This is a genomic window from Streptomyces sp. NPDC059787, from assembly GCF_042732315.1.
GTDB classification, from domain to species: Bacteria; Actinomycetota; Actinomycetes; order Streptomycetales; family Streptomycetaceae; genus Streptomyces; species Streptomyces atrovirens.
Genome location: NZ_JBHWHX010000010.1, coordinates 157,657 through 182,225 on the forward strand (window position 1 = coordinate 157,657; position 24,569 = coordinate 182,225).

At 70.0% G+C, this 24,569-nt stretch carries 25 protein-coding genes; 21 read left to right on the top strand and 4 right to left on the bottom strand.

The annotated features are described in order from the left end of the window. The first annotated feature begins 270 nt into the window (after nt 1-270). The 19 genes from rho (at nt 271) to ACFV5H_RS12515 (ending at nt 19,169) form a co-directional block, all read left to right on the top strand. Nucleotides 271-2,304: a transcription termination factor Rho gene (gene rho, locus ACFV5H_RS12425; RefSeq protein WP_385194455.1), complete on the top strand. Its 2,034-nt coding sequence runs from the start codon at nt 271-273 to the stop codon at nt 2,302-2,304. A gap of 188 nt (nt 2,305-2,492) precedes the next feature. Beyond that, nucleotides 2,493-3,566, top strand: coding sequence for an LCP family protein (locus ACFV5H_RS12430; protein WP_385194458.1), 1,074 nt, complete (start codon nt 2,493-2,495; stop codon nt 3,564-3,566). Nucleotides 3,567-3,761: 195 nt separating this feature from the next. After that, the gene (rpmE, locus tag ACFV5H_RS12435; RefSeq protein WP_085572322.1) at nt 3,762-3,983 is read left to right on the top strand and encodes a 50S ribosomal protein L31; all 222 of its coding nucleotides are present in this window, start codon (nt 3,762-3,764) and stop codon (nt 3,981-3,983) included. A gap of 105 nt (nt 3,984-4,088) precedes the next feature. Beyond that, the gene (gene prfA, locus ACFV5H_RS12440; RefSeq protein ID WP_385194461.1) at nt 4,089-5,165 is read left to right on the top strand and encodes a peptide chain release factor 1; all 1,077 of its coding nucleotides are present in this window, start codon (nt 4,089-4,091) and stop codon (nt 5,163-5,165) included. Nucleotides 5,166-5,192: 27 nt separating this feature from the next. Then, complete coding sequence (prmC, locus tag ACFV5H_RS12445) at nt 5,193-6,038, top strand: peptide chain release factor N(5)-glutamine methyltransferase (protein ID WP_385047735.1); 846 nt, start codon at nt 5,193-5,195, stop codon at nt 6,036-6,038. A 53-nt stretch (nt 6,039-6,091) separates the two neighbouring features. Beyond that, nucleotides 6,092-6,739, top strand: coding sequence for an L-threonylcarbamoyladenylate synthase (locus tag ACFV5H_RS12450; RefSeq protein ID WP_073932492.1), 648 nt, complete (start codon nt 6,092-6,094; stop codon nt 6,737-6,739). Further along, complete coding sequence (locus ACFV5H_RS12455) at nt 6,736-7,413, top strand: protein-tyrosine-phosphatase (RefSeq protein ID WP_344568752.1); 678 nt, start codon at nt 6,736-6,738, stop codon at nt 7,411-7,413. Before ACFV5H_RS12450 ends, ACFV5H_RS12455 begins: the two co-directional genes overlap by 4 nt. Before the next feature lie 370 nt (nt 7,414-7,783). Then, entirely contained in the window at nt 7,784-9,019 is a 1,236-nt protein-coding gene (glyA, locus tag ACFV5H_RS12460) for a serine hydroxymethyltransferase (RefSeq protein ID WP_385194464.1), read from the top strand. A 138-nt stretch (nt 9,020-9,157) separates the two neighbouring features. After that, a complete protein-coding gene (locus tag ACFV5H_RS12465) occupies nt 9,158-10,480 on the top strand; it encodes an MraY family glycosyltransferase (RefSeq protein WP_385194467.1) in 1,323 nt (440 codons plus the stop codon). 312 nt (nt 10,481-10,792) lie between these two features. Beyond that, a complete protein-coding gene (locus ACFV5H_RS12470) occupies nt 10,793-11,230 on the top strand; it encodes a hypothetical protein (RefSeq protein ID WP_385047746.1) in 438 nt (145 codons plus the stop codon). Nucleotides 11,231-11,455: 225 nt separating this feature from the next. Beyond that, nucleotides 11,456-12,283, top strand: a complete 828-nt coding sequence (gene atpB / locus ACFV5H_RS12475; RefSeq protein WP_385047749.1) for a F0F1 ATP synthase subunit A — start codon at nt 11,456-11,458, stop codon at nt 12,281-12,283. Between the two features lie 75 nt (nt 12,284-12,358). Further along, nucleotides 12,359-12,589 carry an ATP synthase F0 subunit C gene (gene atpE / locus ACFV5H_RS12480; RefSeq protein WP_009321656.1) on the top strand — a complete coding sequence of 77 codons (231 nt, stop codon included), beginning with the start codon at nt 12,359-12,361 and terminating at the stop codon, nt 12,587-12,589. A 41-nt stretch (nt 12,590-12,630) separates the two neighbouring features. Then, complete coding sequence (locus ACFV5H_RS12485) at nt 12,631-13,173, top strand: F0F1 ATP synthase subunit B (protein WP_385047752.1); 543 nt, start codon at nt 12,631-12,633, stop codon at nt 13,171-13,173. Then, nucleotides 13,170-13,985: a F0F1 ATP synthase subunit delta gene (locus tag ACFV5H_RS12490; RefSeq protein WP_385047754.1), complete on the top strand. Its 816-nt coding sequence runs from the start codon at nt 13,170-13,172 to the stop codon at nt 13,983-13,985. Before ACFV5H_RS12485 ends, ACFV5H_RS12490 begins: the two co-directional genes overlap by 4 nt. Nucleotides 13,986-14,120: 135 nt before the next feature. After that, the gene (gene atpA / locus ACFV5H_RS12495; RefSeq protein WP_385047757.1) at nt 14,121-15,710 is read left to right on the top strand and encodes a F0F1 ATP synthase subunit alpha; all 1,590 of its coding nucleotides are present in this window, start codon (nt 14,121-14,123) and stop codon (nt 15,708-15,710) included. 21 nt (nt 15,711-15,731) lie between these two features. After that, a complete protein-coding gene (locus ACFV5H_RS12500) occupies nt 15,732-16,649 on the top strand; it encodes a F0F1 ATP synthase subunit gamma (protein WP_385047760.1) in 918 nt (305 codons plus the stop codon). Then, complete coding sequence (gene atpD / locus ACFV5H_RS12505) at nt 16,649-18,085, top strand: F0F1 ATP synthase subunit beta (RefSeq protein WP_004925486.1); 1,437 nt, start codon at nt 16,649-16,651, stop codon at nt 18,083-18,085. The genes ACFV5H_RS12500 and atpD overlap by 1 nt, the downstream gene beginning before the upstream one ends. Nucleotides 18,086-18,216: 131 nt before the next feature. Next, complete coding sequence (locus tag ACFV5H_RS12510; RefSeq protein ID WP_030860424.1) at nt 18,217-18,594, top strand: F0F1 ATP synthase subunit epsilon; 378 nt, start codon at nt 18,217-18,219, stop codon at nt 18,592-18,594. 128 nt (nt 18,595-18,722) lie between these two features. After that, on the top strand, nt 18,723-19,169 hold the full coding sequence (locus ACFV5H_RS12515; protein ID WP_030860426.1) for a DUF2550 domain-containing protein: 447 nt from the start codon (nt 18,723-18,725) through the stop codon (nt 19,167-19,169). Nucleotides 19,170-19,174: 5 nt separating this feature from the next. Here ACFV5H_RS12515 and ACFV5H_RS12520 read toward each other — a convergent pair whose 3' ends face one another. The 3 genes from ACFV5H_RS12520 to ACFV5H_RS12530 form a co-directional block, all read right to left on the bottom strand. Continuing rightward, the gene (locus tag ACFV5H_RS12520; protein ID WP_385194469.1) at nt 19,175-20,998 is read right to left on the bottom strand and encodes a glycosyl hydrolase family 18 protein; all 1,824 of its coding nucleotides are present in this window, start codon (nt 20,996-20,998) and stop codon (nt 19,175-19,177) included. A 138-nt stretch (nt 20,999-21,136) separates the two neighbouring features. Then, nucleotides 21,137-21,778, bottom strand: coding sequence for a response regulator (locus tag ACFV5H_RS12525; RefSeq protein WP_385047767.1), 642 nt, complete (start codon nt 21,776-21,778; stop codon nt 21,137-21,139). Continuing rightward, nucleotides 21,775-22,968, bottom strand: coding sequence for a sensor histidine kinase (locus ACFV5H_RS12530; protein WP_385194472.1), 1,194 nt, complete (start codon nt 22,966-22,968; stop codon nt 21,775-21,777). The genes ACFV5H_RS12525 and ACFV5H_RS12530 overlap by 4 nt, the downstream gene beginning before the upstream one ends. 152 nt (nt 22,969-23,120) lie before the next feature. Between ACFV5H_RS12530 and ACFV5H_RS12535 the strand changes: the two genes are divergently transcribed. Together ACFV5H_RS12535 and ACFV5H_RS12540 are read left to right on the top strand one after the other, a co-directional pair. Then, nucleotides 23,121-23,705 (top strand): hypothetical protein, encoded by a 585-nt coding sequence (locus tag ACFV5H_RS12535; RefSeq protein ID WP_385047773.1) that lies wholly within the window; start codon nt 23,121-23,123, stop codon nt 23,703-23,705. Beyond that, a complete protein-coding gene (locus ACFV5H_RS12540) occupies nt 23,702-23,884 on the top strand; it encodes a DUF5708 family protein (RefSeq protein WP_385194475.1) in 183 nt (60 codons plus the stop codon). Before ACFV5H_RS12535 ends, ACFV5H_RS12540 begins: the two co-directional genes overlap by 4 nt. 3 nt (nt 23,885-23,887) lie before the next feature. On the opposite strand, the gene ACFV5H_RS12545 is transcribed toward ACFV5H_RS12540, so the two are convergent. Next, a complete protein-coding gene (locus tag ACFV5H_RS12545; protein ID WP_385047778.1) occupies nt 23,888-24,460 on the bottom strand; it encodes a cob(I)yrinic acid a,c-diamide adenosyltransferase in 573 nt (190 codons plus the stop codon). Nucleotides 24,461-24,569 lie beyond the last annotated feature (109 nt).

A 24,569-nucleotide genomic window follows, 5' to 3' on the forward strand; every position in this document is an offset into this window, starting at 1 on the left:
CCCAAGCCGCACTGTGTTCTCTGCTACGTACGCGGGCAGTACGTCGTACGCGGACGCTGAACGGCCCGCGGGGCGGGCTTCGGAACCGGTGCGACCACGCCACGTGACACTGGATGCCACGGCTCGGGGAAGCGCCATCACCAGATATCTCTTCCGCCGCTCAGGCGGACAACCGCCCCGGCACGGTTCACACAGCAAGGACCGATGCCGGACAGCACAACCGGTCGCCGAGCCAGACAGGCCGACGTCCGCTCCAGGGAAGGACCCTTCGTGAGCGACACCACCGATCTGATGGGCGCACGTGTCGAGGAGACCGCTGCCGCGCCCGCCACGGACGCTTCCGCGCCTGCCACCGGTGCCGGCTCCCGGCGGCGCCGCGGTACCGGCCTCGAGGGCATGGTGCTGGCCGAGCTGCAACAGGTCGCGTCCGGCCTCGGAATCAGGGGCACCGCGCGGATGCGCAAGAGCCAGCTGATCGAGGTCATCAAGGAGGCGCAGGCCGCCGGAGGCGCCGCCCCGGCCAAGGCCGAGTCCGCCGCCGAGACCAAGCCCAAGCGCCGTGCCACCTCCCGGACCCGTACGGGTGAGGCCGCGGAGAAGAAGGCCGACGCCAAGGCCGAGCAGGCCCCCGCCGAGAAGGCTGCGGCCCAGCAGCAGATCGAGATCCCGGGCCAGCCCTCCCCGAAGGCCTCCGGCCAGTCCGAGCAGGCCGAGGAGGCCGCTCCCGTCGAGCGCCGCCGCCGTCGCGCCACCGCCGAGGCGGGCGCCCCGGCCGCCGCCGCGGCCGAGACGGTCACCGCCGAGGCGAAGGCCGAGCCCAAGGCCGAGACCCCGGCCCAGCAGCAGGGCGACGCCAAGTCCGACCACGACGGCGAGGGCCGCCGCCGCGACCGCCGTGAGCGCGGCCGCGACCGTGACCGCGGTGAGCGTGGCGATCGCGGTGAGCGTGGCGACCGCGGGGACCGTCGCGGCAAGGGCGACGACCAGCAGAGCCAGGGCGGCCAGGGCCGTCAGCAGAACCAGCAGGGCGGCGGCGGCCGGCAGGACCGTCAGCAGCACGACGACGACGACTTCGAGGGCGGCCGTCGTGGCCGTCGCGGGCGCTACCGCGACCGCCGTGGCCGTCGTGGCCGCGACGAGATGGCCTCCGAGCCGCAGCTCACCGAGGACGACGTCCTGATCCCGGTCGCGGGCATCCTGGACATCCTCGACAACTACGCGTTCATCCGGACCTCCGGCTACCTGCCCGGTCCGAACGACGTGTACGTCTCCCTCGCCCAGGTCCGCAAGAACGGCCTGCGCAAGGGTGACCACGTCACCGGCGCCGTGCGCCAGCCCAAGGAGGGCGAGCGCCGCGAGAAGTTCAACGCGCTGGTCCGCCTGGACTCCGTCAACGGCATGGCGCCCGAACACGGCCGTGGCCGCCCGGAGTTCAACAAGCTCACCCCGCTGTACCCGCAGGACCGCCTCCGCCTGGAGACGGACCCCGGTGTCCTCACCACCCGGATCATCGACCTCGTGTCGCCGATCGGCAAGGGCCAGCGCGGTCTGATCGTGGCCCCGCCGAAGACCGGCAAGACCATGATCATGCAGGCGATCGCCAACGCGATCACCCACAACAACCCCGAGTGCCACCTGATGGTCGTCCTCGTCGACGAGCGTCCGGAAGAGGTCACCGACATGCAGCGGTCGGTGAAGGGCGAGGTCATCTCCTCGACCTTCGACCGCCCGGCCGAGGACCACACCACGGTCGCCGAGCTCGCCATCGAGCGCGCCAAGCGTCTGGTGGAGCTGGGTCACGACGTCGTCGTGCTGCTCGACTCGATCACGCGTCTGGGCCGTGCGTACAACCTCGCCGCCCCCGCCTCCGGCCGCATCCTGTCCGGTGGTGTCGACTCGACCGCCCTGTACCCGCCGAAGCGGTTCTTCGGTGCGGCCCGCAACATCGAGGACGGCGGCTCGCTGACCATCCTCGCCACCGCCCTGGTGGACACCGGGTCCCGCATGGACGAGGTGATCTTCGAGGAGTTCAAGGGCACCGGCAACATGGAGCTCAAGCTCGACCGGAAGCTCGCCGACAAGCGCATCTTCCCCGCGGTGGACGTCGACGCGTCCGGTACCCGCAAGGAGGAGATCCTGCTCGGCAACGAGGAACTGGCCGTCGTCTGGAAGCTGCGCCGGGTGCTGCACGCGCTCGACCAGCAGCAGGCGATCGAGCTGCTCCTCGACAAGATGAAGCAGACCAAGTCGAACGCCGAGTTCCTGATGCAGATCCAGAAGACGACGCCGGGCAACGGCGACTGACGTCGCGCTTTCCACCGGAAGGGCCGCTCCCGCGAGGGGGCGGCCCTTCCGCGTACGGCGAGAGCTCCGCCCGGTCCCGCGTTTTCCCGTCCGTCCCGACGGCGGGACGATGGATGTCGTACGGCGGTGAGGCCCGGGTCCGACACCGGGCGCGGGGGGTGGCCGACCGGGGACGAGCCGAGGAGCACATGTCTGGCGAGAGCACACCGGGCCACCGGGGCAAGGGGCGCCGGGGCCTGAAGGTCGCGGCCTGGACCGCCGCCGGCGTCGTCGCCCTCGGCGGCACCGGCGCCGGATACGTGTACGTCAAGCTCAACGGCAACATCGAGAGCCTCGACATCGACCGGGTCCTCGGCACCGACCGGCCCGAGAAGGCCGGCAACGGCTCCGAGAACATCCTCGTCCTAGGCTCCGACACCCGCTCCGGCGGCAACAGGGAACTCGGCGGCGGCACCGACGACGGAAGCGCCCGCTCCGACACCGCGATGATCGTGCACGTCCACGATGGCCGCACGAGGGCGAGTGTGGTCTCCGTCCCGCGCGACACCGTCGTCGACCGCCCCGAGTGCACCGACACCGACGGCGGCACCCACCCCGCGGCGCGCGGTGTGATGTTCAACTCCGCCTACGCCACGGGTGGGGCGGCCTGCGCGGTGAAGACCGTCGAGTCGATCACCGACCTGCGCATGGACCACTACCTGGAGGTCGACTTCACCGGCTTCCGCGAGGTCGTCGACGAACTCGGCGGCGTCGAGGTCACCACCGGCGAGGACATCGAGGACCCGGACAGCCACCTCGACCTGAAGGCCGGCACCCACCGGCTCGACGGCGAACAGGCCCTCGGCCTGGTACGCACCCGGCACGGCGTCGGCGACGGCTCCGACCTCGGCCGCATCCAGCTCCAGCAGGCCTTCGTCAAGGCCCTGGCACGGCAGGTCGGGGAGGTCGGCGTCCTCACCGGCCCCAAGAAGCTGTACGACCTCGCCGACACCGCCACCAGGACCGTCACCACCGACTCCGACCTCGGCTCGGTCAACGCCCTGATGTCCTTCGCGGCGGGCCTGAAGAACATCACCCCCGCCGGCCTGTGGATGGTCACCATGCCGGTGACCTACGACCCGGCGAACGGCAACCGGGTCCTGATCGAGAAGACCAAGGCCCAGCAGGTCTGGAACGCTTTGAAGAACGACCGGCCGATCCCGAGGAGCGCCACGGAGAACACGGCCACGGGTGAGGCGAGGGGCGTCGTGAGCGCCCCTTGACGGGCACGGGGCTGTATCGGTGTGCGGCTCCGCCGCGTGGGCGCGACAAGCCCCACCGGCCCGCAGGGAACAAAAAACGGCAACCCCCGGTTTTGGGAGAGGACGCCAGTCCTGGCAGACTGGTGAGTCGGCCCCGGTTCACGCCCCCGCACCCCGCGGCAGCGACCCGGTGCCCTCCCGAACCTAGGAGACACCTTGAAGCGCGACATCCACCCCGAGTACGTCGAGACGCAGGTCAGCTGCACCTGTGGCGCGTCGTTCACCACCCGCAGCACGATCTCCGGCGGCGCCATCCGCGCCGAGGTCTGCTCCGAGTGCCACCCGTTCTACACGGGCAAGCAGAAGATCCTCGACACCGGTGGCCGTGTGGCCCGCTTCGAGGCCCGCTTCGGCAAGGCCGCCGGCTCCAAGAAGTAGCGAGCCCCATTCCGCCGGTCCACGGCCGCGTCCCTCCCGGGGGACTCGCCGGGACCGGCGTTTTTGGTCGCCCGCCCTTCACCCACGTAATCGCAGGAGCCCAAGATGTTCGAGGCCGTCGAGGAACTCGTTGCCGAGCACGCCGACCTGGAGAAGAAGCTCGCCGACCCGTCGGTCCACGCCGACCAGGCCAACGCGCGCAAGCTGAACAAGCGCTACGCCGAGCTCACCCCGATCGTCGCCACGTACCGCTCCTGGAAGCAGACGGGCGACGACATCGAGACCGCGCGCGAACTGGCCGCCGACGACCCCGACTTCGCCGCCGAGGTCAAGGACCTGGAGCGGCAGCGCGAGGAGCTCACCGAGAAGCTCCGCCTGCTGCTCGTCCCGCGCGACCCCAGCGACGACAAGGACGTCATCCTCGAGATCAAGGCGGGCGCGGGCGGCGACGAGTCCGCCCTGTTCGCCGGCGACCTGCTGCGCATGTACCTGCGGTACGCCGAGCGCGTCGGCTGGAAGACCGAGATCATCGACGCCACCGAGTCCGAGCTGGGCGGCTACAAGGACGTCCAGGTGGCCGTGAAGACCAAGGGCGGGCAGGGTGCCACAGAGCCCGGTCAGGGCGTGTGGGCCCGGCTGAAGTACGAGGGCGGCGTGCACCGCGTGCAGCGCGTGCCGGCCACCGAGTCGCAGGGCCGTATCCACACCTCCGCCGCCGGTGTCCTGGTGACCCCCGAGGCGGAGGAGGTCGACGTCGAGATCAACCCGAACGACCTGCGCATCGACGTCTACCGGTCCTCCGGCCCCGGCGGGCAGTCCGTCAACACCACCGACTCCGCCGTGCGCATCACGCACATCCCGACCGGAGTCGTCGCCTCCTGCCAGAACGAGAAGAGCCAGCTGCAGAACAAGGAGCAGGCCCTGCGTATCCTGCGCTCCAGGCTGCTCGCGGCGGCGCAGGAGGAGGCGGAGCGGGAGGCCGCCGACGCCCGGCGCAGCCAGGTCCGTACCGTCGACCGCTCCGAGAAGATCCGTACGTACAACTTCCCGGAGAACCGCATCTCGGACCACCGCGTCGGCTTCAAGGCGTACAACCTCGACCAGGTCCTGGACGGCGACCTCGCCGCGGTGATCCAGGCCTGCGTCGACGCGGACTCCGCCGCCAAGCTCGCCGCCGCGTAAATCCCGTAGACAGCCCGGAGGACCGTCGTGAACCTGCTGCTCGCCGAGGTGGCCCAGGCCACCCAGCGGCTCGCCGACGCCGGCGTGCCCTCGCCGCGCACCGACGCGGAGGAGCTCGCCGCGTTCGTGCACGGCGTCAAGCGCGGCGAGCTGCACACCGTGAAGGACTCCGACTTCGACGCCCGGTACTGGGAGGTCACCGCCCGCCGCGAGGCCCGCGAGCCGCTCCAGCACATCACCGGGCGCGCGTACTTCCGCTACCTGGAGCTCCAGGTCGGCCCCGGGGTGTTCGTCCCGCGGCCCGAGACCGAGTCGGTGGTCGGCTGGGCGATAGACGCCGTCCGCGCGATGGACGTCGTCGAGCCCTGCATCGTCGACCTGTGCACCGGCTCGGGCGCCATCGCGCTCGCGCTGGCCCAGGAGGTGCCGCGCTCGCGCGTGTACGCCGTGGAGCTGTCCGAGGACGCCCTGAGGTGGACCCGCAAGAACATGGAGGGGTCACGGGTCGAGCTGCGCCAGGGAGACGCCCTGACGGCCTTCCCGGACCTCGACGGCCAGGTCGACCTGGTCGTCTCCAACCCGCCGTACATCCCGCTCACCGAGTGGGAGTACGTCGCCCCGGAGGCCCGCGACTACGACCCCGACCTCGCGCTGTTCTCCGGTGAGGACGGCCTCGACCTGATCCGCGGCCTGGAGCGCACCGCGCACCGGCTGCTGCGGCCCGGCGGGGTGGTCGTCGTCGAGCACGCCGACACCCAGGGCGGACAGGTCCCGTGGATCTTCGCCGAGGAACGGGGATGGGCCGACGCGGCCGACCACCCCGACCTGAACAGGCGCCCCCGGTTCGCCACCGCCCGCAAGGCGCTGCCGTGAGCACCCCGCATACTTCATTCCCCCAGCAGCACCCGTACGAGGAGGCCCGCTAGATGGCTCGGCGATACGACACCAACGACGCGACCGACCGCACGACCGGTCTGCGCGAGGCCGCGTCCGCCGTCCGCCGGGGCGAGCTCGTGGTGCTGCCGACGGACACCGTGTACGGGATCGGCGCCGACGCGTTCACCTCGGAGGCCGTCGCCGATCTGCTGGACGCCAAGGGCCGGGGCCGCAACATGCCCACGCCCGTCCTCATCGGCTCCCCGAACACCCTGCACGGCCTGGTCACCGACTTCTCCGAGCTGGCCTGGGAACTGGTCGACGCGTTCTGGCCGGGCGCGCTGACGCTGGTCGCCAGGCACCAGCCGTCGCTGCAGTGGGACCTCGGGGACACCCGGGGCACGGTCGCCGTGCGGATGCCGCTGCACCCGGTCGCCATCGAGCTGCTCACCGAGGTCGGGCCCATGGCCGTGTCCTCGGCGAACCTGACCGGGCACCCGGCGCCGGAGAACTGCGACGCCGCGCAGGAGATGCTCGGCGACTCCGTCTCCGTGTACCTGGACGGCGGTCCCACCCCGGGGAACGTGCCCTCCTCCATCGTCGACGTCACCCGGCCCGTGCCCGTGCTGCTGCGCGAGGGCGCGATCTCGCCGGAGGAACTGCGCAAGGTGGTACCCGACCTCGAGGTGGCGAATTGACGGCCCCTGAGTCGGGGCGTGGCATAGGCAACGGGGAATCCAGCGCGGAGATCACGACGACCTTCGGATTTCCGCGCGACACCTTCCGCATCCTCCACGTCAGTACCGGAAACGTGTGCCGCTCGCCCGTCACCGAGCGGCTGACCCGGCATTTCGTGAGCCAGCGGCTGGGGATCCTGGGCGGCGGGCTGATCGTGGAGAGCGCGGGGACCTGGGGGCACGAGGGTGCGCCCATGGAGGCCCACGCGGAGACCGTGCTGGCGGAGTTCGGGGCGGACGCTTCGGGGTTCGTGGGGCGGGAGTTGCTGGACGAGCATGTGATCCGGGCGGATCTCGTGCTGACCGCTACGCGGGACCACCGGGCGCAGGTCATTTCCATGGGGCATTCCGCGGGGCTGCGGACGTTCACGTTGAAGGAGTTCACGCGGCTGGTCAACGCGATCGATCCGGCGACGCTGCCTCCGCTGGACGAGGGGTTGGTCATGCGCGCCCGGGCGCTTGTGCGGGCTGCTGCGGCTCTGCGCGGGTGGCTGTTGGCGCCGACTGCCGAGGCGGATGAGGTGTACGACCCGTACGGGGCGCCGCTGACGTTCTTCCGGTCGATCGGGGACGAGATATTCGAGGCGCTGGACCCTGTGGTGACGGCGTTGACCGGGGTGCCTGCTCGGGCGTAGGCGTCCGGCTGCTGGGGTGGGTTCACAGGGCCTCCGGCGTTGTTCCGCTGTGCCCACCCGTTCCGCCCTGCGGAACGATTGCCCACAGCGGGGTGGCGGACGGTTGTCCACGGCGGGGTGGCGGGCGGTTGTCCACGGCGGGGTGGCGGGCGGTTGTCCACGGCGGGGTGGCGGGCGGTTGTCCACGGCGGGGTGGCGGACGGTTGTCCACGGCGGGGTGGCGGACGGTTGTCCACGGCGGGGTGGTGGGCGGTTGCCCGTAGCGAGGCGGTGGACGGTTGTCCACGGTGGGGCGGTGGACGGTTGTCCATGGTGGGGCGGGCGGTCGTAGCGGGGGCGTTTTCGGGGTGTTCGGCCTACATTGGGCGGTATGACGGTCGGGCATGCCCTTGAGGTCGATGCGGTGCGGCGGCAGGATCCCGAGCTGGCCGATGTGCTGCTTGCGGAGTGGGAGCGGCAGTCGAGTTCGCTTCAGCTGATCGCCGCCGAGAACTTCATGTCGCCGGCCGTGCTGGCCGCGCTCGGGTCGCCGCTGGCCAACAAGTACGCCGAGGGGTACCCCGGCAACCGGTACCACGGCGGCTGCGAGGTCGTCGACGTCGCCGAGCGCCTCGCCGTGGATCGGGCGAAGGCGCTGTTCGGCGCCGAGCACGCCAACGTGCAGGCGCACTCCGGCTCGTCCGCCGTGCTCGCCGCGTACGCCGCCCTGCTGCGCCCCGGCGACACCGTCCTCGCCCTCGGCCTGCCCCACGGCGGTCATCTCACCCACGGCTCGCCCGCCAACTTCTCCGGCCGCTGGTTCGACTTCGTCGGCTACGGCGTGGACGCGGAGAGCGGGCTCATCGACCACGACCAGGTCCGCGCCCTCGCGCACACGCGCCGCCCCAAGGCGATCGTGTGCGGCTCCACCACCTACCCCCGCCACATCGACCACGCGTTCTTCCGCGAGGTCGCCGACGAGGTGGGCGCGTATCTGATCGCCGACGCCGCACACCCCATGGGTCTGGTCGCCGGGGGAGCGGCGCCCAGTCCGGTGCCGTACGCGGACATCGTGTGCGCGACGACGCACAAGGTGCTGCGGGGTCCGCGCGGCGGGATGATCCTGTGCGGCGGCGAGCTGGCCGAGCGCGTCGACCGTGCCGTCTTCCCCTTCACCCAGGGCGGCGCCCAGATGAACGCCGTCGCGGCCAAGGCCGTCGTGTTCGGGGAGGCGGCGACACCGGCGTTCGCCGCGTACGCGCACCAGGTGGTCGCCAACGCGCGGGCCCTGGCCGCCGCCCTGGCCGCCGAGGGGCTGGCCGTCACCACCGGCGGCACCGACACCCACCTGATCACCGCCGACCCGGCGCCGCTCGGCGTCGACGGACGCACCGCGCGCGGCCGGCTCGCGGCGGCCGGGCTCGTCCTGGACTGCTGTGCGCTTCCGCACGACGACCGCGGGCTGCGCCTGGGCACGGCGGCGGTGACCACGCAGGGCATGGGGGCGAGGGAGATGACGTTCGTCGCGGGGCTGCTGGCGAGCGTCCTGCGGGGCGGTACCGAGCCCGCGCGGGCCCGGGAGGACGTACGGGAACTGGCCGCGGCGTTCCCGCCGTATCCCCGCTGAGCGGACCGGTTCCGGGGCAGGTGGCACGGATGCACAGTCACGCGTGCAACCATCGTCGCTACCCGGAAGTCCCCACTCGTATGCGTGCCTCGCTAGGGTGTGGGGCTGTGATGGCCAGCGAGACCTGTGGGGAAGCCCGTGCGTGAATACCTGCTGACGCTCTGCATCACGGCCGCGGTGACGTACCTGCTGACAGGGCCGGTACGGAAGTTCGCGATCGTGGCGGGGGCGATGCCGGAGATCCGGGCACGTGACGTGCACCGGGAACCCACTCCGCGGCTCGGCGGTATCGCCATGTTCTTCGGCCTGTGCGCGGGCCTGCTGACCGCGGACCACCTCACCAACCTGGGCCAGCTCTTCGAGAAGTCCAACGAGCCGCGGGCGCTGCTCTCCGGGGCCGCGCTGATCTGGCTGATCGGTGTGCTGGACGACAAGTTCGAGATCGACGCGCTGATCAAGCTGGGCGGCCAGATGATCGCCGCGGGCGTGATGGTCATGCAGGGTCTGACGATCCTGTGGCTGCCCATCCCGGGCGTCGGCACGGTCGCGCTGACCCAGTGGCAGGGCACCCTGCTCACGGTGGCGCTGGTCGTCATCACCATCAACGCGGTCAACTTCGTGGACGGCCTCGACGGCCTCGCCGCCGGCATGGTGTGCATCGCGGCGGCCGCGTTCTTCATGTACGCCTACCGCATCTGGTACTCGTACGGCATCGAGGCCGCCGCCCCCGCGACGCTGTTCGCGGCCGTCCTGATGGGCATGTGCCTGGGCTTCCTGCCGCACAACATGCACCCCGCGCGGATCTTCATGGGCGACTCGGGCTCGATGCTGATCGGTCTGGTCCTGGCGGCGGGCGCGATCTCCATTACGGGACAGGTGGACCCGGACAGCCTGTTCGGCGGGTCCGAGCGCAGCACGGTGCACCAGATGGTGCCGGTCTACATCCCGCTGGTGATGCCGTTGACGATCATCGCGATCCCGGCCGCCGACCTGATCCTGGCGATCGTGCGGCGCACCTGGCGGGGCCAGTCGCCGTTCGCGGCGGACCGGGGGCATCTGCACCACCGGCTGCTGGAGATCGGCCACTCGCACAGCCGGGCGGTACTGATCATGTACTTCTGGTCGGCGCTGATCGGCTTCGGCGCGCTGACCTACTCCGTGAACTCGGCGTCGATGTGGATCGTGCTGGGCGTCGTCATCCTCTCCGCGCTCGGCCTCGTCCTGCTTCTGCTGCCCCGCTTCACGCCGCGCGCCCCGCGCTGGGCGGAGGCCTTCGTCCCGCCGCGCTACCGGCGCCGCCGGCAGGCCGCCCCGGCCGCCGCCCCGGCCGCGTCGGTCCCGGCGGACCCCGAGTCCGACGACGAGGACCGCACCCCGGTCGCCGCGGGTGTCTCCGGCGTCAACGGCGCGACCGCCGTCGGCCCCCGCGCACGCCTGGTCGACCGATCACGGTCAAGGTAAGAATCCGACTAGAGCATTGCCAAGTCGTGGGGTCCCGATGGGACCCCATTGGGTGTGCGAACCGCCCCAATATCAGACAAAGGGGCCGTGTTCTCGCTCAGACGCGCAGATTCACTCTCATGTGTGACGGCGAGCACACCGGGCAGGTAAAGACTGCATCAAATAGTTTGTGATACCGTTCACGAGAACCCCGGAGAGAGCCAATGAGCCGCAGTGCGACGGCTCACCGGTGCGAGGAATTCTCACTCGGCCCGGGGGTCTACGCTCGTCCATGACGACACCCTGCCCCCTGTGAATTGCGGAGCTGCCGCCATGCCGTCCCAAGACGTCCGGATCCTGGCCCAGGCCGCCGTGCCCACGGCTGCCGTCGGCGCCGTAGCCGCGCTCGTCAGTGGCTTGACGGCCGGCGGCAAAGGCGCTGTCGGCGCGATCGTCGCGACCGTAGTCGTGGTCCTCTTCATGGGGATCGGTCTCTACGTGCTGCAGCGCACCGCCAAATCGCTTCCTCATTTGTTCCAGGCGATGGGGCTGCTGCTCTACGCGACGCAGATCCTCCTGCTGTTCGTCTTCCTCGCCGTGTTCAAGAACACCACGCTGTTCCATCCCAAGGCCTTCGCGTTCACGCTCGTCGCCGGCACCCTCGCGTGGATCGCCGCGCAGACGCGCGCCCACATGAAGTCAAAGATTCTTTACGTCGAACCCGAGTCGACGACGGACACGAAGTCCGAAAAATCGGGGCACTCGTCGTGACGGGTAGGGCCGGGATAAAGAGGCATGCAAGACCCTGCTATCGTCCGGTGCCAACTGCGGCATCGCGGGCGCGGGCATCTCGACTGACGCCTGCACCATCGCGAGGCGAGATGCCCCCCAGCCGCCCCCACATCCGTAAGACCAGTCCCGTGCCGAACCGCGGCTCAGCGCCGCGCCGACACAACGAGGTTGCCGTACCTATGCGCCACGCTGAAGGAGCCCGCGGTGAGTGCTGACCCGACGCAGGTGCTCGCCTTCGACACCAACTGCCACCTCTTCGACGGGTGTGGCTTCGCCGACGTGTCCCCGGGCCTGCACTCGTTCATGTTCCAGCCCCTGTGGGGTGACGGCGACAGCAACCTGTACTTCAACAAGACGATGCTGCTGGCGCTGCTCGGCTCGATCATCATCGTCGGCTTCTTCTGGGCCGCCTTCCGCCGGCCGCAGGTCGTCCCCGGCAAGCTCCAGATGGTCGCCGAGGCGGGCTACGACTTCATCCGCCGCGGCGTCGTCTACGAGACGATCGGCAAGAAGGAAGGCGAGAAGTACGTCCCGCTCGTCGTCTCGCTCTTCTTCTTCGTCTGGATGATGAACCTCTGGTCGATCATCCCGATCGCCCAGTTCCCGGTCACCTCGATCATCTCGTACCCGCTGGTCCTGGCCCTCCTCGTCTACATCACGTGGGTGGTGCTGACCTTCAAGCGGCAGGGCTTCGTCGGCTTCTGGAAGAACGTCACCGGCTACGACAAGTCGCTCGGCCCGGTGCTGCCGCTGGCCATGCTGATCGAGCTCTTCTCGAACCTGCTGATCCGGCCGTTCACGCACGCGGTGCGACTGTTCGCGAACATGTTCGCGGGCCACACCCTGCTGCTGCTGTTCACGATCGCCAGCTGGTACATGCTGAACGGCATCGGCATCGCCTACGCGGGTGTCTCGTTCGTGATGGTCATCGTCATGACGGCCTTCGAGCTGTTCATCCAGGCCCTTCAGGCGTACGTGTTCGTGCTGCTGACCTGCACGTACATCCAGGGCGCTCTCGCCGAGCACCACTGAGCCACCGCCCTCCCACCTCCACAGATCGTCCGGTGGCCAACCCCCACCGGTCCGTAAAGAAAAGGAAGAACTGGCATGTCCCAGACCCTTGCTGCTGTCGAAGGCTCCCTCGGCTCCATCGGTTACGGCCTCGCCGCGATCGGCCCGGGCGTCGGCGTCGGCATCATCTTCGGTAACGGCACCCAGGCCCTGGCCCGTCAGCCCGAGGCCGCCGGCCTGATCCGTGCCAACCAGATCCTCGGCTTCGCCTTCTGTGAGGCGCTCGCGCTGATCGGTCTGGTCATGCCGTTCGTCTACGGCTACTGAGCCACCAGACCAGTCCAGCCGACTAGACGAAAGGCACTCACATGAGCCAGCTGCTCATCGCGGCGAGCGAGGGGGAGAACCCCCTCATCCCGCCGATCCCTGAGCTTGTCATCGGCCTCCTCGCCTTCGTCATCGTCTTCGGCTTCCTCGCCAAGAAGCTCCTCCCGAACATCAACAAGGTTCTGGACGAGCGTCGCGAGGCCATCGAGGGCGGTATCGAGAAGGCCGAGGCCGCGCAGACCGAGGCCCAGAGCGTCCTTGAGCAGTACAAGGCTCAGCTCGCCGAAGCCCGGCACGAGGCCGCGCGTCTGCGCCAGGAGGCGCAGGAGCAGGGTGCGACGCTCATCGCCGAGATGCGGGCCGAGGGCCAGCGTCAGCGCGAGGAGATCATCGCCGCCGGTCACGCGCAGATCGAGGCCGACCGCAAGGCCGCCGCGTCCGCGCTGCGCCAGGACGTCGGCAAGCTCGCCACCGACCTGGCCGGCAAGCTCGTCGGCGAGTCCCTCGAGGACCACGCCCGGCAGAGCCGCGTGATCGACCGCTTCCTCGACGAGCTCGACCAGAAGGCCGAGGCCACGCGATGAACGGAGCGAGCCGCGAGGCCCTGGCAGCCGCACGCGAGCGTCTCGACGCGCTGACGGACTCCACGTCCGTGGACGCCGGCTCGCTCGCCGCCGAGCTGGCCGCCGTCACCACGCTGCTCCACCGCGAGGTATCGCTGCGTCGGGTCCTCACCGACCCGGCGCAGGCCGGTGAGGCCAAGGCCGACCTGGCCCGGCGCCTGCTCGGCTCGCAGGTCAGCGGCCCGGCCGCGGACCTGCTGTCCGGCATGGTGCGTTCCCGCTGGTCGCAGTCGCGCGACCTGGTGGACGCGCTGGAGGAGCTGGCCGATGTGGCCGACCTCACCGCCGCCCAGAAGGCCGGCGCGCTCGACGACGTCGAGGACGAGCTGTTCCGGTTCGGCCGGATCGTCTCCTCCAACACGGAGCTGCGCGCCGCGCTGACCAGCCGGAGCGCCACCGCCTCCGCCAAGGGCGAGCTGCTGCGCAGCCTGCTCGGGGGCAGGGCGAACGCGGCCACCGAGCGTCTGGTCACGCGCCTTGTGACCGCGCCGCGGGGACGTAGCCTGGAGTCGGGACTGGAGTCCCTGTCCAAGCTCGCCGCCGAGCGCCGTGACCGCATGGTGGCCGTCGTCACCTCCGCGGTGCCGCTGAGCGACCAGCAGAAGCAGCGCCTGGGCAACTCCCTGGCGAAGCTCTACGGCCGCCGGATGCACCTCAACCTCGACGTCGACCCCGAGGTCGTCGGCGGGATCCGGGTGCAGGTCGGTGACGAGGTCATCAACGGCTCCCTGGCGGACCGGCTCGAGGACGCCAGCCGTCGGCTGGCCGGCTGAGCAGCACATTTCTTCATAGCAGTACGTTAATTACGGCCCTGGTTGGGCCGTGCAGAGGATTCACCTCGTATCGGGGGGAGTCCCCATACCCCCCAAGTGAAACTTCGGGCCCAACAAGGAGAGCAGGGAACTCAGATGGCGGAGCTCACGATCCGGCCGGAGGAGATCCGGGACGCGCTGGAGAACTTCGTCCAGTCGTACAAGCCGGACGCGGCCTCGCGCGAGGAGGTCGGTACGGTCACCCTTGCCGGCGACGGCATCGCCAAGGTCGAGGGCCTTCCCTCGGCCATGGCCAACGAGCTGCTGAAGTTCGAGGACGGCACCCTCGGCCTCGCCCTCAACCTCGAGGAGCGCGAGATCGGTGCCATCGTCCTCGGTGAGTTCAGCGGCATCGAGGAGGGCCAGCCGGTCACCCGTACCGGCGAGGTGCTGTCCGTCGCCGTCGGCGAGGGCTACCTCGGCCGCGTGGTCGACCCGCTCGGCAACCCGATCGACGGCCTCGGCGAGATCGAGACCGAGGGCCGCCGCGCCCTCGAACTGCAGGCCCCCACGGTCATGCAGCGCAAGTCGGTGCACGAGCCGATGGAGACGGGCTACAAGGCCGTCGACGCCATGACCCCGATCGGCCGTGGTCAGCGCCAGCTGATCATCGGCGACCGCCAGACCGGCAAGACCGCCCTGGCCGTCGACACGATCATCAACCAGCGTGACAACTGGCGCACCGGCGACCCGAAGAAGCAGGTCCGCTGCATCTACGTCGCCATCGGCCAGAAGGGCTCCACCATCGCGTCGGTCCGCCGCGCGCTGGAGGAGAACGGCGCGCTGGAGTACACGACCATCGTCGCCGCCCCGGCGTCCGACCCGGCCGGCTTCAAGTACCTGGCGCCGTACACCGGTTCGGCCATCGGCCAGCAGTGGATGTACGAGGGCAAGCACGTCCTGATCATCTTCGACGACCTGTCGAAGCAGGCCGACGCCTACCGCGCCGTGTCCCTGCTGCTGCGCCGCCCGCCGGGCCGTGAGGCCTACCCGGGTGACGTCTTCTACCTGCACTCCCGCCTGCTGGAGCGCTGCGCCAAGCTCTCCGACGAGATGGGCGCGGGCTCGATGACCGGTCTGCCGATCGTCGAGACCAAGGCCAACGACGTGTCGGCGTTCATCCCGACCAACGTCATCTCCATCACCGACGGCCAGTGCTTCCTGGAGTCGGACCTGTTCAACGCCGGTCAGCGCCCCGCGCTGAACGTCGGTATCTCCGTCTCCCGAGTCGGTGGTTCCGCGCAGCACAAGGCGATGCGCCAGGTCTCCGGCCGTCTGCGCGTGGACCTCGCCCAGTTCCGTGAGCTGGAGGCGTTCGCCGCCTTCGGTTCCGACCTGGACGCCGCGTCGAAGGCGCAGCTGGAGCGCGGTCAGCGCATGGTCGAGCTGCTGAAGCAGAACCAGTACGAGCCGATGGCCACCGAGGACCAGGTCGTCTCCGTCTGGGCCGGCACCACCGGCAAGATGGACGAGGTGCCGGTCGCCGACATCCGCCGCTTCGAGAAGGAGCTGCTGGAGTACCTGCACCGTCAGGAGCAGGGCCTCATGACCTCCATCAAGGAGGGCGCCAAGATGTCCGACGACACGATCCAGGCGATCGGCGACGCCGTGGCGGAGTTCAAGAAGCAGTTCGAGACGAGCGACGGCAAGCTGCTCGGCGAGGACGCCCCGTCCGCCGCCAAGTGACGTAAGGAAGGGACCTGACTCATGGGAGCTCAGCTCCGGGTCTACAAGCGTCGCATCCGATCCGTCACCGCGACCAAGAAGATCACCAAGGCGATGGAGATGATCGCCGCCTCGCGCGTCGTCAAGGCGCAGCGCAAGGTGGCGGCCTCCACGCCGTACGCGCGGGAACTCACCCGCGCGGTCACGGCGGTCGGAACCGGGTCGAACACCAAGCACCCGCTCACCACGGAGGCGGAGAACCCGACCCGTGCCGCGGTCCTGCTCCTCACGAGCGACCGCGGTCTGGCCGGCGCCTTCAACTCCAACGCCATCAAGGCGGCGGAGCAGCTGACCGAGCGCCTGGAGCGCGAGGGCAGGCAGGTCGTCACGTACATCGTCGGCCGGCGTGGTGTCGCCCACTACAACTTCCGTGAGCGCAAGATCGCGGAGACGTTCACGGGCTTCACCGACGAGCCCTCGTACGCGGACGCCAAGAAGGTCGCGGCCCCGCTGATCGAGGCGCTCGAGACGGAGACGGCGGACGGCGGCGTGGACGAACTCCACATCGTCTACACCGAGTTCGTGTCGATGATGACGCAGACGGCGGTCGACTCCCGGATGCTTCCGCTGCGCCTCGAAGAGGTCGCGGAGGAGACGTCCACCAAGGGCGAGATCCTGCCGCTGTTCGACTTCGAGCCCTCGGCGGAGGACGTCCTCGACGCGCTGCTGCCGCGGTACGTCGAGAGCCGGATCTACAACGCGCTGCTCCAGTCGGCCGCTTCGAAGCACGCCGCCACGCGGCGCGCGATGAAGTCGGCCACCGACAACGCGGGCGAGCTGATCAACACGCTCTCCCGTCTTGCCAACGCGGCCCGCCAGGCCGAAATCACCCAGGAAATCAGCGAGATCGTCGGTGGCGCCAGTGCCCTGGCCGACGCGAACGCGGGGAGTGACAACTAATGACCACCACTGTTGAGACCGCGACGGCCACGGGCCGCGTCGCCCGGGTCATCGGCCCGGTCGTCGACGTGGAGTTCCCCGTCGACGCGATGCCGGAGATCTACAACGCCCTGCACGTCGAGGTCGCCGACCCGGCCAAGGAGGGTGAGCTCAAGACGCTGACCCTGGAGGTCGCCCAGCACCTGGGCGACGGCCTGGTCCGCACCATCTCCATGCAGCCCACCGACGGTCTGGTCCGCCAGGCCCCGGTGACCGACACGGGCTCCTCCATCTCGGTGCCGGTCGGCGACTTCACCACCGGCAAGGTGTTCAACACCCTCGGTGAGGTGCTGAACGTCGACGAGCAGTACACGGGTGAGCGCTGGCCGATCCACCGCAAGGCGCCCAACTTCGACGAGCTCGAGTCGAAGACCGAGATGTTCGAGACCGGCGTCAAGGTCATCGACCTCCTCACCCCGTACGTCAAGGGTGGAAAGATCGGTCTGTTCGGCGGTGCCGGCGTCGGCAAGACGGTGCTCATCCAGGAGATGATCTACCGCGTCGCCAACAACCACGACGGTGTGTCGGTGTTCGCCGGCGTCGGTGAGCGCACCCGTGAGGGCAACGACCTCATCGACGAGATGAGCGAGTCGGGCGTCATCGACAAGACCGCCCTGGTCTTCGGCCAGATGGACGAGCCCCCGGGCACCCGTCTGCGCGTGGCCCTCGCCGGTCTGACCATGGCGGAGTACTTCCGCGATGTGCAGAAGCAGGACGTGCTGTTCTTCATCGACAACATCTTCCGCTTCACCCAGGCCGGTTCCGAGGTGTCGACCCTGCTCGGCCGTATGCCCTCCGCGGTGGGCTACCAGCCGAACCTGGCCGACGAGATGGGTCTCCTCCAGGAGCGCATCACCTCGACCCGTGGTCACTCGATCACCTCGATGCAGGCGATCTACGTCCCCGCGGACGACCTGACCGACCCGGCCCCGGCCACCACCTTCGCCCACCTCGACGCGACGACGGTGCTCTCCCGTCCGATCTCGGAGAAGGGCATCTACCCGGCCGTGGACCCGCTGGACTCGACGTCCCGCATCCTCGACCCGCGGTACATCGCGGCGGACCACTACAACGCCGCGATGCGCGTGAAGAACATCCTGCAGAAGTACAAGGACCTGCAGGACATCATCGCGATCCTCGGTATCGACGAGCTCGGCGAGGAGGACAAGCTCGTCGTCCACCGTGCCCGTCGCGTGGAGCGCTTCCTGTCCCAGAACACCCACGTCGCCAAGCAGTTCACCGGCGTCGACGGGTCGGACGTCCCGCTGGACGAGTCGATCGCGGCCTTCAACGCGATCTGCGACGGCGAGTACGACCACTTCCCGGAGCAGGCGTTCTTCATGTGCGGTGGCATCGAGGACCTGAAGAACAACGCCAAGGAGCTGGGCGTCTCCTGAGCATCAGGCTCACCGTGAACCCCTGAGGTTCACACCTGAGGGGGCGGGTACGTCCCGCCCCCTCGTTCACGCCCCTTAGACTTGTAACCAACACCCGGCACAACCGCCGGGTGGTGACCCGAGGAGCCACCTTGGCTGCTGAGCTGCACGTCGCGCTGGTCGCGGCCGACCGAGAGGTCTGGTCCGGCGAGGCCACCCTGGTCGTCGCGCGCACCACGTCCGGCGACATCGGCGTCATGCCCGGTCACCAGCCGCTGCTCGGTGTGCTGGAGTCGGGCCCGGTGACCATTCGTACGCGTGAGGGCGGGACGGTCGTCGCCGCGGTGCACGGCGGTTTCATCTCGTTCGCGGACGACAAGCTGTCGCTGCTGGCCGAGATCGCCGAGCTGTCGGACGAGATCGACGTCCAGAGCGCGGAGCAGGAACTCGCCCGTGCGAAGGCGGAGGACGACGCGGAGGCCGAGCGCCGCGCGGACGTCCGTCTGCGGGCGGCGTCGGCAGGGCGCTGATACCGGCGCGGTGGGATGACGTCACTCAGCCGCGGCCGGCACCGGAGCGATCCGGAGCCGGTCGCGGCTGAGGCAGATCTGGATGATTTTTCCGTTCCGTTACCTAGGAGACGAGGAGGTCGGTGCCGATGGTCCTCGCTCTGACTGTGTGCGGAATCGTGGTGGCCCTCGTGGTGGTGGGGCTCTTCGTCTTCGGCCTGCGCCGCCGCCTCATCCAGCGTTCCGGAGGAACGTTCGACTGCAGCCTGCGCTGGGACGCGCCCGAGTCGGGTGACTCCGGCGGCAAGGGCTGGGCGTACGGGGTGGCACGTTACAACGGTGACCGGGTCGAGTGGTTCCGGGTCTTCTCCTACGCGCCCCGCCCGCGCCGCGTCCTGGAGCGTTCCGCGATCGAGGTGGCCGGCCGCCGGCTGCCCGAGGGCGAGGAGGAGCTGGCGCTGCTGTCGGACTCGGTGATCCTCGCCTGTCTGCACCGGGGCACGCGTCTCGAGCTCGCCATGAGCGAAGACGCGCTGACCGGTTTTCTCGCGTGGCTTGAGGCAGCCCCGCCCGGTCAGCGCGTCAATGTGGCTTAGCTGATCTACTTGAGTCCGCCGTCGATGGCGGTCACCAGCTCACCGTTCGTGGTGTCGCCGCTGAACTCCCAGAAGAAGGCACCGCCCAGGCCCTGGCTCTTGGCCCAGGCCATCTTGCTGTTGATGGTGGCCGGGGTGTCGTAGGACCACCAGTTGGTGCCGCAGTGGGCGTACGCCGTGCCGGCGATGGTGCCGGTGGCCGGGCAGGAGTTCTTCAGGACCTTGTAGTCCTCGATGCCCGGCTCGTAGGTGCCGGGGGCCGCGCCGGTCGCCGAGCCGCCGGGGGCGGACTGGGTGACGCCGGTCCAGCCGCGGCCGTAGAAGCCGATGCCGAGCAGCAGCTTGGCGGACGGGACGCCCTTCGACTTCAGCTTGGCGATCGCGTCGGCCGAGTTGAAGCCGGCCTGCGGGATGCCGTTGTACGAGGTGAGCGGCGAGTGCGGGGCGGTCGGGCCCTGCGAGTTGAAGGCGCCGAAGTAGTCGTACGTCATCACGTTGTACCAGTCGAGGTACTGGGCGGCGCCGCCGTAGTCGGCCGCGTCGATCTTGCCGCCGTTCGAACCGTCGGCGGTGATGGCGGCGGTGACCAGGTAGTCCTTGCCGAACTCGGCGCGCAGGGCCTGCGAGAGGTTCTTGAAGGCCGCGGGTCCGCTGCTGTCACAGGTGAGACCGCAGGCGTTCGGGTACTCCCAGTCGATGTCGATGCCGTCGAAGACGTCGGCCCAGCGCGGGTCCTCCACGACCTGCTTGCAGGACTTGGCGAACGCGGCCGGGTTCTGCGCGGCCTGGCCGAAGCCGCCGGAGTAGGTCCAGCCGCCGAAGGAGTAGAGCACCTTGATGTGCGGGTACTTCGCCTTCAGCTGGCGCAGCTGGTTGAAGTTGCCGCGCAGCGGCTGGTCCCAGGTGTCGGCGGTGCCGCTGACGGACTGGTCGGCGGTGTAGGCCTTGTCGTAGGCGGCGTAGGTGTCGTCGACGGTGCACTGGCCGTTCTTGACGTTGCCGAACGCGTAGTTGATGTGGGTGATCTTGGCGGCCGAGCCGGACGTCACCAGGTTCTTGACGTGGTAGTTGCGGCCGTAGACGCCCCACTCGGTGAAGTAGCCGAGCTTGACCTTGTCGCCGGTGGGCGGCGGCTCCTCGGTGGTGCCGGTGGTGCGGACCTTCACCGCGCCGCTCACCGGGCCGGTCTGGTCGGCGGTGTCACGGGCCTGCACGGTGTACGAGTAGTCCGTGCCCTTGCTGAGGCCGGTGTTCGTGTACGAGGTGCCCGTCACGGTGGCGACCTTGGCGCCGTCGCGCAGCACGTCGTAGTTCTTGACGCCCTTGTCGTCGGTCGCCGCCGACCAGGACAGCTTCACCGAGGTGTCGGTGATGTCCGAGGCGGTGGGGGTGCCGGGCGCGGACGGGGCCGCGTCGCCGGGGACGGAGGTGCCGTCGCAGCTGCCGCCGTTGAGCTTGCAGCCGGCGGGGGCGCCGGAGCCGCTGCCGTTGAAGCCGAAGGAGACCGACGCCCCGGGGGCGAGGGTGCCGTTCCAGCCGAGGTTCTTGGCGGTCCAGTGGTCACCGGAGTTGGTGACCGTGGCGTCCCAGGCGGAGGTGACCTTGGTGCCGGAGGGGAAGTCCCACTCGACGGTCCAGGAGCTGAGGCTCGTGGTGCCGGTGTTCTTCACCGTCCACTTGCCCTCGAAGCCGGAGCCCCAGTCCTGGGTCTTGGCGTAGGTGGCGGTCGCCGAGGTCGCGGCCTGGGCGGGGCTCGCGAGGGCGACGAGGCCGGAGAGGGGGAGCAGCAGGGTCGCGAACCCTGCGGCGGCTCTGTGTCTGAAGCGCATGCTGCGCCTCCTTATGGGGGAGAAGCCGTCGGGGGCGTGACTGAGCCATCACGCCCGCAGTGTCCGCGAGAATAGAAAGGTCTGGACCACGGGTCAATAGGTCTGGACCACTGTCCCCGGAACTCGTGCCGGCTTCCGTCAGATCCCCAACTCCTGAGCCAGCACCGCCGCTTGCACCCGGCTGCGCAGCTCCAGCTTGCCCAGCAGACGGCTGACGTGCGTCTTCACCGTCGCCTCGGCCATGTCGAGGCGGACCGCGATGTCGGCGTTGGACAGCCCTTCGCCGACACAGGACAGCACCTCGCGCTCGCGCCGGGTGAGGGCGTCCAGCACCGCCGGATCGGCGGTCGCCCGGGGAGCCGGCTTCGCGGCGAACTCCGCGATCAGCCGCCGGGTGACGGCCGGGGCGACGATGCCCTCCCCGCGCGCCACCGTGCGCACCGACGCGATGAGGTCCTTCGCGTCCGTGTTCTTCAGCAGGAACCCGGCCGCCCCGGCCCGCAGCGCCCCGAACACGTACTCGTCGAGGTCGAAGGTGGTCAGCACCAGCACGTCGGCGAGCCCTTCCCCGACCACCTGCCGGGTCGCCGACACCCCGTCCAGGCGCGGCATCTGTACGTCCATCAGCACCAGGTCGGGGCGGAGTTCACGGGCGAGGGCCACCGCCTGCTCGCCGTCGCCCGCCTCGCCGACCACCTCGATGTCGGGCGCGCTGCGCAGGATGAGGACCAGTCCGGCACGGACGGCGGACTGGTCCTCGGCGACCAGGACCCGGATCATTCCACTTCTCCTTGGGCGATGTCGGTGACGGGAAGGGAGGCGCGTACGACCCACAGTCTGCCGTCCGGGCCGCTCTCCGGCGCCGCCTCGAACGTGCCGTCCAGCAGGGCCGCCCGCTCCCGCATGCCGACGAGCCCGGCCCCGGACCCCGGCGCTCGCGGGGTGTCCCGGCCGCCGTACGGGCTGGCCACCCGGATGTCGAGGCCGCCGTCGAGGCGGCGCAGCAGCACGGTGACCCTCCCCGGCGCGGCGTGCTTCAGCGCGTTCGTCAGTGATTCCTGCACGATCCTGTACGCGGCGAGCTCGACCGGTGCGGGAACCGAGTCGTAGGTGGCGTCGAGGACGACGTCCAGGCCGTTGGCGCGGGCGCCCTCGACCAGCGCGCCGAGACTGTCGAGGGTGGGGGTCGCGGCCGGTTCCCGGTCGTCGGACCCGTCGCGCAGGATGCCGATGAGCCGTCGCATCTCGGACAGTCCCTGGACGCTGTTCTCCCGGATCACGGCGAGCGCGTCGCGGGAGGTCCTCTCGTCGTCCAGGGAGAGCGCGGCCGTGGAGTGGATGGCGATCGCGGAGAGGTGGTTGGCGACCATGTCGTGCAACTCCCGTGCCATCCGTGCGCGTTCCGCGATCACCGCCTGGGTGCGGTCCATCTCGGCGAGCAGCGCGGTCTGTTCGGCCCGCAGCCGGGCGGACTGGGCTGCCTCACGGTGATTGCGGACGATCAGGCCGGTCGAGGCGGGCGCGAAGGCCACCACACCGATCGCGAACCCGATCAGCAGCGCCTCGGGCACCCGCCACACCGCGTACGGCACCAGCGTCCCGGCGATGCTGAGCAGCCCGGCGATCCACGGGATGCGGCGGGCGGAGCCGGGCGTCCCGTACAGCACGGCGGCGTACACCAGGTCGGTGTACATCACGACCGTGGCGATGCTGCCCTGGGTCATCGTGTCCGCGGCCAGCGCCAGCGTGCCCGTCAGCAGCGCGGCGCGCGGAGCGGCGCGGCGCAGCAGCTCGCAGCCGGCCATCACGGCGAGCGGCACCAGGAGCGGCCAGCGGCCGTCGAACAGCACGATCGGGTCGCCGGCCCTCCGCACGCCCAGCCCGAGCCCCCACAGCAGCAGCCCGCCGGAGAGTCCGGCCAGCGCGGCCCACACGTCGAAGCGGTGGGGACGGGGCGGTCGTACGGCCATGGCACCATCCAACACGCTGCGCGCACCCGGCGCCTGATCCCCGCGGACGGTCCTGGACTGCATCTTTCGATGTACCGCGGGTTCATCGGTGGCGACGACGAAACGGGCCGCTTCGCACGGGAGCCTGAAAGGGTGACCGAAGGGAGCGAACCGTGATCGTCGCCTTGATCGCCGCCTGTGAGATCGGCTTCTGGGTGCTGCTGGCCGCCGGACTGGCCTGCCGCTACCTGCTGAAGATGCCCCGCACCGGTCTGGCGCTGCTGCTGTGCGAGCCGCTGCTGGAGGTCGTCCTGCTGGTCGCCACCGCGCTGGACCTGAAGAACGGCGCCGAGCCGAACTGGACCCACGGCCTGGCCGCGCTCTACATCGGCTACACCGTGGGGCACGGCCACCGCACGGTGAAGTGGCTCGACGGCCACGCCGCCCACCGGCTGGGCGGCGCCCCGAAGCCGTTGGGCCCGCCGCGCTACGGCACGGCCCGCGCCCGGCACGAGACCAAGGTGTGGCTGGGCACGCTGATCGGCGCCGCCGTGGCGACCGCGCTGCTCCAGCTCGCCATCCGGTACGTCGACGACCCGAGCCGCGTCACCTCCCTGGAGGACTGGCGCTTCGTGGCCTGGCGGGCGGCCGGCCTCCACGGCCTGGTGGCCCTGGCCTACTGGATCTGGCCGAAGAAGGCCCCGGCGGGCGGGTCCCCGGCCGAGCCGGACCTCGGCAAGGAGCGTGTCGGCCGATGAAGCGGGCTTCCAGGAACCTCCTCGCGGGGACCGCGACGCTGACGGCCGGCCTGGGGCTGTGGCTGTTCGCCGGGAGCGTGGACCTGCCGGCGGTCGATCCCGTCAAGGTCGGCGTGGTGATGACGTGCGTCGGCGGCGCCGAGCTCCTCCTGGGTCTGTACCGGGCCGCGCGCCGGTAGGCCTCAGCGCTCCCCGCCCGGCACCCACAGCACGTCCCCGGTCTCCTTGTTCGCGATGCGGGCCAGGATGAACAGCAGGTCGGAGAGGCGGTTGAGGTAGGTCGCGGTGAGCGGGTTCATGGTGTCGCCGTGGGCTTCCAGCGCCGCCCAGGTGGAGCGCTCGGCGCGGCGTACGACCGTGCAGGCCTGGTGGAGCAGGGCCGCGCCGGGCGTGCCGCCGGGCAGGATGAAGGAGCGGAGCTTCTCCAGCCGCTCGTTGAAGCGGTCGCAGTCCGCCTCCAGCCGGTCGACGTAGAACTGCTCGACCCGCAGCGGCGGGTACTCCGGGTTCTCCGCCACCGGTGTCGACAGATCGGCGCCCACGTCGAACAGGTCGTTCTGGACGCGGGTGAGGACCTGTACGACCTCCTCCTCGAGACCGCCCAGCGCGATCGCCGTACCGATCACCGCGTTCGCCTCGTTGGCGTCGGCGTAGGCGGAGATCCGCAGATCGGTCTTGGCGACCCGGCTCATGTCACCGAGCGCGGTGGTGCCCTTGTCGCCGGTCCGGGTGTAGATACGCGTCAGGTTGACCATGGGGCCAGCCTAGGGGGTGTCGTTTGGATCAGGCCGGCTCCGGTGAGCGGTGCTTTGCAGCTGAGCCGAGCGGGGTCTGGTGCCGTGCGTCACAAGGCGGAGGAGGGCG